At 71.5% G+C, this 7783-nt stretch carries 7 protein-coding genes and 1 pseudogene; 4 read left to right on the top strand and 4 right to left on the bottom strand.

The features are described 5' to 3' along the window. Positions 1-444, bottom strand: a pseudogene (locus FREUN1FDRAFT_RS44240) (hypothetical protein); the annotation flags it as partial. A gap of 392 nt (positions 445-836) precedes the next feature. Beyond that, positions 837-1244, bottom strand: a complete 408-nt coding sequence (locus tag FREUN1FDRAFT_RS25100) for a DUF5318 family protein (RefSeq protein ID WP_006543056.1) — start codon at positions 1242-1244, stop codon at positions 837-839. A 474-nt stretch (positions 1245-1718) separates the two neighbouring features. On the opposite strand from FREUN1FDRAFT_RS25100, the gene FREUN1FDRAFT_RS25095 reads away from it, so the two are divergent. Both FREUN1FDRAFT_RS25095 and FREUN1FDRAFT_RS25090 read left to right on the top strand, forming a co-directional pair. Further along, the gene (locus FREUN1FDRAFT_RS25095; protein WP_006543055.1) at positions 1719-2414 is read left to right on the top strand and encodes a PadR family transcriptional regulator; all 696 of its coding nucleotides are present in this window, start codon (positions 1719-1721) and stop codon (positions 2412-2414) included. 201 nt (positions 2415-2615) lie between these two features. Then, positions 2616-3689, top strand: a complete 1074-nt coding sequence (locus FREUN1FDRAFT_RS25090) for an inositol-3-phosphate synthase (RefSeq protein WP_006543054.1) — start codon at positions 2616-2618, stop codon at positions 3687-3689. A gap of 148 nt (positions 3690-3837) precedes the next feature. Here the strand turns inward: FREUN1FDRAFT_RS25090 and FREUN1FDRAFT_RS25085 are convergent, their stop codons facing one another. Further along, positions 3838-5715, bottom strand: coding sequence for a substrate-binding and VWA domain-containing protein (locus tag FREUN1FDRAFT_RS25085; RefSeq protein ID WP_006543053.1), 1878 nt, complete (start codon positions 5713-5715; stop codon positions 3838-3840). Positions 5716-5962: 247 nt separating this feature from the next. Between FREUN1FDRAFT_RS25085 and FREUN1FDRAFT_RS48210 the strand changes: the two genes are divergently transcribed. Further along, entirely contained in the window at positions 5963-6628 is a 666-nt protein-coding gene (locus FREUN1FDRAFT_RS48210; RefSeq protein ID WP_006543052.1) for a hypothetical protein, read from the top strand. Between the two features lie 27 nt (positions 6629-6655). After that, the gene (locus tag FREUN1FDRAFT_RS48205) at positions 6656-7474 is read left to right on the top strand and encodes an MFS transporter (RefSeq protein WP_006543051.1); all 819 of its coding nucleotides are present in this window, start codon (positions 6656-6658) and stop codon (positions 7472-7474) included. 133 nt (positions 7475-7607) lie between these two features. On the opposite strand, the gene FREUN1FDRAFT_RS47500 is transcribed toward FREUN1FDRAFT_RS48205, so the two are convergent. Beyond that, positions 7608-7742, bottom strand: coding sequence for a hypothetical protein (locus FREUN1FDRAFT_RS47500; protein ID WP_255348235.1), 135 nt, complete (start codon positions 7740-7742; stop codon positions 7608-7610). Positions 7743-7783 lie beyond the last annotated feature (41 nt).

Below are 7783 nucleotides of genomic sequence, written 5' to 3'. Positions count from 1 at the left end.
CCCGGCGACGTCGCCGCGGGCAGGTCCGCCCGTGGGCGGGGTGCGGCCGGCCGACGTGTTGCGGGGGCTGGTGCTGCGCGGGTTGGTGCTGCGGGGGTTGAGGACCCGCCCGGACCCGGTGCGCTCCGCACCGGTCTGCCGGGATCCGGATCGGCTTCCCTCAGCACGGTCGGAGAAGCCCCGCCCGCCGGACGCCGGACCGGTACCCGCGCCGGCGTTGCGCGGCCCCGTCGTGGGCCGCGCGGGCTGACCGGGTGCGGCCCGATGGTCGCCCGGCCCGCTGGAGCCCTGCCCCCTCGAGTCCGGCCCGCTGGAGCCCTGCCCGCCGCGGCCGGCGGCTCGACGGCCGGAGGTGGAGTCGCCACCGTCACGGCCGGCAGCGGCCCGGCGGCGAGCCGCGGCACCGGGATCGGGTGCCCAGCCGGCGGGCTCGGGGTTGCTCACCGAGGTCGCGGCCGGGTCCCCGGCGGAGTCGAAGCGTCGGTCCGGTGGCCCACCGGCCGGCCGCGGGCCGTCAGGCGATGGCTGCCCGTCACCGGCACGAGCGCCTGTCGGCCGTGCACCCTGGCTATTCGGCCGTGCGCCCTGGCTATAGGGAGTACTCACCAGCTACCCCGTCCGTTCGCCGTGTGCCCCCCGGTCACTGTGCTGGGGCCATGATCCGGCCAGCGCTCCCCGAACCCGCGCCACCGCGCCGAAGTCGGCCGCACCCACGTGGAAGCCCACATGGCAGACCAGAATCTCATGCCAGATTCGACCACCCACGAGAGGGCACCGAAGTGCAGGCGGCCTGGACCGACACAGGCCGATCAAGGCGACGGAGCTCGGCCGAGGCCTCAGGTGTCGGCGGCCCGTCGGCGTGACTGCTTCCTGGCCGGTGGCTCACCGGTACCGATCACGTACGACGTGATCAGGTGGTTCCAGCCACAGGGCGGACAGACCTCGACCACGTAGACGTTCAGCTCGCTGTAGCGGGCGGCCAGGCCGGGCAGCTCCTTGGTGGCTCGCACCCGGCCCGAGCTGGGCCCCAGTTCGTCACCATAGGTATAGGTGACGTTGATGAGCGGGTCGGCGCCGCGGCAGACCGGGCACCGCTTCTTCGTCGGCTCTCCGTGATACCTGGCCGCCCGTACCAGGTAGGGGTGTGCGTCGCACACGTCGGCCGAGGAGACCCGGCCCGCGAACAGGTCGCCCAGCGTCGCCCTGCGGGCGAGCGCATAGTCGATGACCGACCGTGGACGCATGCCTGCCACGGTACGCCGACGGCGGTCGCCGGGCAGACGGTAACGACAGAAGTTGACGCGCTCCACGCCTTTCGCCGGCGGCGGCTCCCGGGCGCCCGACCCGGCCTGGCGGGCCCGGACCGTGCCTGGCGGGCCCGGACCCGTGCCTGGCGGGCCCGGACCGTGCCTGGCGCGGATGTCACCCGTCGGCGCCGTCACACGAGCCGGCGCCGAACCCTCGTGTCCATCCACCGCAGTGCTTCTGACCTGCGGTGGAACCTCGATCTGTCATCGTCCGGTCGCCAGTACGCAATCCGGTGTTGCCGTGGGCGTACCGAGGCGTCTATCCTCGATGTATCGCATCGATATGTCGGTGCGACAGTACTAGTCGATACACAGCTCCGATACACACAGCCGATACACACAGAGCCGACACACAGGCCCGAGCCACCGGGCCGGTGCCGGCCTGGTAGCTGCCGCGGGAGGTGAGCGCGCATGTTGGAGCTGGCGGTGCTCGCGCTCCTGTCGGAGAGCCCCATGCATGGCTACGAGCTGCGCAAGCGACTCGCCGCCGTGCTCGGGTCCTTCCACCGCTTCAGCTATGGTTCGCTGTATCCCTGCCTGCGCCGGCTGCAGGCGTCCGGGTTCGTGACCGCGGACGACGCCGGCGCGGCCGCCCGGATCGGCGGGCGCAGCCGGGTCGTCTACACCCTCACCGCCGAGGGCAAGGAGAAGCTCTCCGATCTGCTGGGTGAAGGTGGGCCGTCCTCCTGGGAGGACGAGATGTTCGGCGTCCGCTTCGCCTTCTTCTCCAAGACGGACGCGGCGGTGCGGCTGCGGATCCTCGAGGGGCGGCGCGGCCGACTCGAGGAGCGTGGCGAGAAGGTTCGCTCGGCGCTGACCCGCACCCAGAAGCGGCTCGACTCCTACACCCTCGAGCTGCAGCGCCACGGCCTCGAATCGGTCGAGCGCGAGGTTCGGTGGCTCAACGAGCTGATCGAGACCGAGCGGGCCCAGGCGCCTGCGCCCAGGCCAGGGCCGCAGGTGTTGTCCACATCATCCACAGAGTTGTCCACAGGTTCGTCCACAGCTGACGCGGAGTCGGTGGAGCCAACGGCCCCGCCAGCAGACACGCGGATCCGTGGCGAAGGCCCCAGCGACGCGGCCCCGTCCCCAGCCCCCGGCACCTAGCGCAGCGCAACACCGGCAGTGCGGCCCCGGGCACGACGGCAGGGGTCTGGTTCGGCGCGTGGTCGGGCTAGCACGGTTGACGCAGGCAGTCACCGTTCAGCCAGGTCCCGCACCTTGCCACCCAGCAACGCCAGGCCTTCAGCAGTTCCAGGCCGCCAGCAACGCCAGCATCCCATTCACCAGCTAAGGAGCGCATCCGTCATGGGTTCGGTTCGTGTCGCCATCGTGGGTGTGGGCAACTGCGCCGCATCTCTCGTCCAGGGGGTCGAGTACTACCGCGACGCCGACCCGTCGGCCCAGGTCCCTGGTCTGATGCATGTGACGCTCGGCGACTACCACGTCTCCGACCTCACCTTCGTCGCCGCGTTCGACGTCGACGCGAAGAAGGTCGGCCGCGACCTCTCCGAGGCCATCGTGGCCAGCGAGAACAACACCATCAAGATCGCCGATGTGCCCCCGCTCGGCGTCACCGTCGCCCGCGGGCACACCCTCGACGGCCTCGGCCGCTACTACCGCGAGACGATCGAGGAGTCCGACGAGGCCCCGGTCGACGTCGTCGCCGCGCTGCGTGAGGCCCGCGCCGACGTCCTCGTCTGCTACCTCCCGGTCGGCTCCGACGACGCGGCGAAGTTCTACGCCCAGTGCGCCATCGACGCCGGCGTCGCCTTCATCAACTGCCTCCCGGTCTTCATCGCGGGTGTCCCCGAGTGGGCCGAGAAGTTCCGCGCCGCGGGTGTGCCGATCGTCGGCGACGACATCAAGTCGCAGGTCGGCGCCACCATCACGCACCGGGTGCTGGCGAAGCTGTTCGAGGACCGCGGCGTCATCCTCGACCGCACGATGCAGCTGAACGTCGGCGGCAACATGGACTTCAAGAACATGCTCGAGCGGGAGCGGCTGGAGTCCAAGAAGATCTCCAAGACCCAGGCCGTGACCTCCCAGGTCTCCCACGACCTGGGCAAGGACAACGTGCACATCGGCCCGTCCGACTACGTCGCCTGGCTCGACGACCGCAAGTGGGCCTACGTCCGCCTCGAGGGCCGCGCGTTCGGTGACGTCCCGCTGAACCTGGAGTACAAGCTCGAGGTCTGGGACTCCCCCAACAGCGCCGGCGTGGTCATCGACGCCGTCCGCTGCGCGAAGGTCGCGCTGGACCGCGGCATCGGTGGGCCGATCCTCTCGGCGTCCTCGTACTTCATGAAGTCCCCGCCGGAGCAGTACCGCGACAGCGAGGCCCGCGACAAGGTCGAGGCCTTCATCCGCGGCGAGGGCTGAGCGTGCGGCACCACCGCGCGTGATCGCACAACGCTGATCGCGCCGCACTGAAGACCGCGGCGATGGCCCCGAGGACGTCTGTCCCCGGGGCCATCGCCGCGTCCGGAGGCAAGCTGGCGTCGAGAGGCAGACCGGCGTCCAGAGGCGGTCAGCCGGGTATCTCGGTGAACGCTCCGACGAGCACCACGAAGATGCTGTTCGGGTCGAGGGCCGGGTAGCTCTGGGCGCCGGTCGCGTCCGAGATCCGGGCCAGCGCCCCCAGGTCGGCGTCCTCGCCATAGCCGATCGTGATGATCCGCACCGGATGCAGCGCCGAGTACTCGCGGCGCAGCGTCCGGACCAGTTCGTCGAGCGACATGCTGCCCGGGTCGGAGTTGCGGCCGTCGGTCAGCAGCACCACCTGGTTGGGCCAGCCGTCCTCATAGTGCTGGTTCAGGTGCCGGAACGCGGCGAGCGTCGTCTCGTACAGCCCGGTGTCACCGCGAGGTTCGATCCGGCTCATCTCGTCGATGACGGCCTGCCGTCGGGGCACCCCGCCGGCCTCGTCTGCCCCGTCTGCCCCGCCGACCTGTTCCTCCACCGGGCCGAGCCCGACGAGCTCGTCCCAGTCGTCGGCGCCGTGCAGCCGGGAGGAGAACCGCCACAGCCCGAGGTTGCTGCCGTCCGCGAACATCGGCAGGGCGGCCTTCGCGGCGTCCAGCGCCACCGCCAGCCGGCTGCGGTCTCCGCTGGCGGGCACCGGCTCGGCCATGGAGCCCGAGCTGTCCAGGACCATCAGCGTGTTGGTCCGCTGATGCACGCCGATGAAGGTCGCCTGCAGCGCGGTCATGACCGTCGGCGCCATCATCGGCTTCCTGCCCAGCTCCTGCGGCCGGGCCGCGAGCCCGGTCTCGGGTCCGAGGGAGTCGGCGGCCCCGTCGACTGTTCGGAAACCGTGACCGGCCAGCGCCGCCACGCCCCGCCCCGACCTCAGCAGCGCCAGCAGGTCCGCGGCCACCTGGCTTTTCACCGGGTCGGACGAGACCCGGCTCAGCTGGACGTAGCGGATCTCGTCCAGCATGAGCCCGTCGGACGGGTAGGACGCGACGAGCTCGGGCCCGTCCCCGTCCGGCAGCCGCGCGCCGAGCCCGACCCCGGCGTTGTACTGGTAGACGAGGCTCTCGGAGAGCGGGATCGCGGACAGGCGCGACGCGCCCGGATCGTCGAGGCCGGTGCCGCGCAGCGTCGCGAGCAGGCTCGCGTCGGAGCCCGGGAGCAGACTCGCCGCACGTTCGAGCCGCAGGATGGCGCTGTCGGTCGTGAGGTCGTCGGTGAGGTCGTCGGTGATGTCCTTCTCGATGAGCCGCGCGGCCGGCCGGTCCAGGGCCTGGGCGACGAGGACGGTCAGCGCGGACAGGCCGGACGTCGAGGTGCGCGGGTCGGACAGGCCGATCGTGAAACCGCCCCAGGCCGCGTTCCCGTGCGCGGCCCAGTAGTCGTCATCGCCCGGCTCCGCCAGCCGTTTGCCCAGGTCGGCCCAGGAGAGCTGATGTCGGGGCCACCCGAGCGCCACCGCCATCGGCCGCGGCATCGCAATGACGACAGGCGACGTGGCGATCGGCTGACCGGCGTCGGTCAGCAGCCGGTTGGCCGGTTCGGTGGTTCGCGCCAGCGCCAGCCAGTCGGCTGAGTCCGGCACCCAGACGTCGGGGATCTCCCCGGCGCCCGGGTCACTCCAGCCGCCGCGCAGGTACGCCGCGGCCCGGCCGCTGTCGACGGTGTCCACCTGGATGGACGCGCAGTACCCGAAGACGGCGGGATGCTCGTCGCGGTAGGCCGTCGCGAGCTCCTCCATCGGGTCGGCCAACGACGGGGCCACGGCGACCGTCAGCGTCACGGTGCCGGCGCAGGTGGCGACCGCCGGACTCCCGCGGAGGAACACCCAGCCGCTGGTCAGGGCTCCGGCGAGCACCGGGATCGCGGCCAGCGCCGTGATCCGGCGGACGGACGGGCCGGTGCGGCGGTACCGGTGCCGGGCACCAGACATCAGACCGGGACCTCCGAAACGGTCGATCTACGCGAGGTGACCGTAGCGGACCCTCTTCGACCCGGCGCGACCACAGACGACCGCAGTGTCTGCATTGATGCGCCCCCAAAGACCCGTGCAAGCATGGTGGCACCATTGCGATGACACGGAAACGGAAGTCTCCCCGGAGAGATCACCCTTCATTTCGTGGGCGCCCCTGCGGTGGCCCGCCATTCCGATCGGGCCGTGCACTTCGTAGGCTGACGAGGTGGCCTCGACCGGCAACTCGCCCGGCAAGCAGTGGACCGGTGATCTGCGTACCCTGCTTCTCGGCCGCGGGTTCCGCCAGCTCTACGCCGCCCGGCTGTCATCGCAGGCCGCGGACGGTGTCTTCCAGGCGAGCCTGGTCAGCTACGTCCTGTTCTCACCGGAGCGCGCGACGTCCGCCGGCGCGCTGGCGGCGTCCCTCGCCGTGGTGGTGCTGCCCTTCAGCGTGATCGGCCCGTTCGCCGGCATCGTGCTCGACCGCGTCTCCCGGCAGCGGGTCCTCGTGGTCTCCTCCGTGATCCGCGCACTGCTGATGGTCGTGCTCGTCGGGCTGATCCTCGGCGGTCGCACCGGTGCCGACTTCTACGCGACGGCGCTCGCCGCGGTCAGCGTGAACCGGTTCGTGCTGGCCGCCCTGTCCGCGGGCCTGCCGATGGTCGTGGACGTCGACCGCCTCGTGACCGCCAACGCGCTGTCCGTCACCTCGGGCACCGTCGCCACGCTGCTGGGCGCCGGCATCGGCAGCGGTCTGCGCGGGCTCACCGGCGGTGACGACAAGGAGGTCGCGCTGGTAGCGGGCCTCGCGGCGCTCGCCTATGTGGCCGCCGCCGTGACGGCGTCACGCCCGGCCCGGCTCGCCTTCGGCCCGGTCGAGGCGGCACCCTAGCAGGGCGCCTGGTCACAGGCCCGCAGCGTGGCCGTCGACCTGGCCGACGGCGTGCGCTACCTGTGGCATCACGGTCCGGCGCGGCGCGCCCTGGCGGCACTGACGGCGTCCCGGGCCGCCTACGGGCTGGTACTGGTGCTGACGGTGCTGCTCTACCGCAACCACTTCACCGGCGCCATGGGCGGGCTCGCCGGCCTCGCCCAGGTGGTGGCCGCCAGCGGGATCGGGACGGTGCTGGCCGCCGTGGTCACGCCCCGGGTGACGCAGCGGATGCCGAAGGCGCGCTGGATCGCGATCGTCCTCGTCGGGGGCGGTGTCGTCGAGATCGCGCTGGGGCTGCCGTTCCAGTCCCTGCTGTTCGTCGTCGCCGGCCTGCTGCTCGGCTTCTCCGCCCAGGCCAGCAAGATCTGCGTCGACACGATCGTGCAGGAGGAGACGGAGGACGCCTACCGCGGCAGGGCGTTCTCGCTCTACGACCTGCTGTTCAACCTGGCCTTCGTGGCGGCCGCCGCGGTCGCCGCCCTCATCGTGCCCGAGGACGGCCGCTCCTCGCCGACCATCATCGTCGCCGGGGTCGGCTACTGCCTCGCGGGCCTCGTCTACTACCAGGCCCGCGATGCGCCACCCCGAGGACCGGGTGATCCGCGGCGTCGGAGGGGCCCACAACCGGGCCACCGACAGCCCGATCACCGACAGCCCGATCACCGACAACCCACTCGCCACCGGCCCAGCGATCGACGGCCCAGCGATCGACGGCCCGAGCGGCGCCGGCTCGCCGACGGTGACGAACGCGGCCAGCGCGTCACCTTCGACGAGCACGCCGCTCACAAGCTGACGTCGCCCTGACGTCGCCGCCCTGGTGGTGCGCCTCAGTGAGAAGTGGCGCCAGCAATTCACATCAATTGGGGCAAATGGTGCCGGGAGTCACCTGACAATCCGCAAGAGGCGAGGATTTCGGTTCCTGCAGCAGCCAGAATCCTCACTTCTTGCTCGGAAGCAACGGCGACAGCAGAAGCTCGAAGCTCGCGATCCGCGACAGCCGCGGCTGCCGCTCGGCGCGGCGGACTCTGCGGGCGCTGCGGGCGCTGCGGGCGCTGCGGACTCTGCGGGCCACGGGCTGTGTACCCAGTCGATCTTTTGGGTTTCTGACAGCAC

The organism is Parafrankia sp. EUN1f, assembly GCF_000177675.1.
In the GTDB taxonomy this organism is placed as follows: Bacteria; Actinomycetota; Actinomycetes; order Frankiales; family Frankiaceae; genus Parafrankia.
The sequence above is the reverse complement of the archived record's forward strand: the minus strand, read 5'-3'. Positions and strand labels throughout refer to the sequence as shown.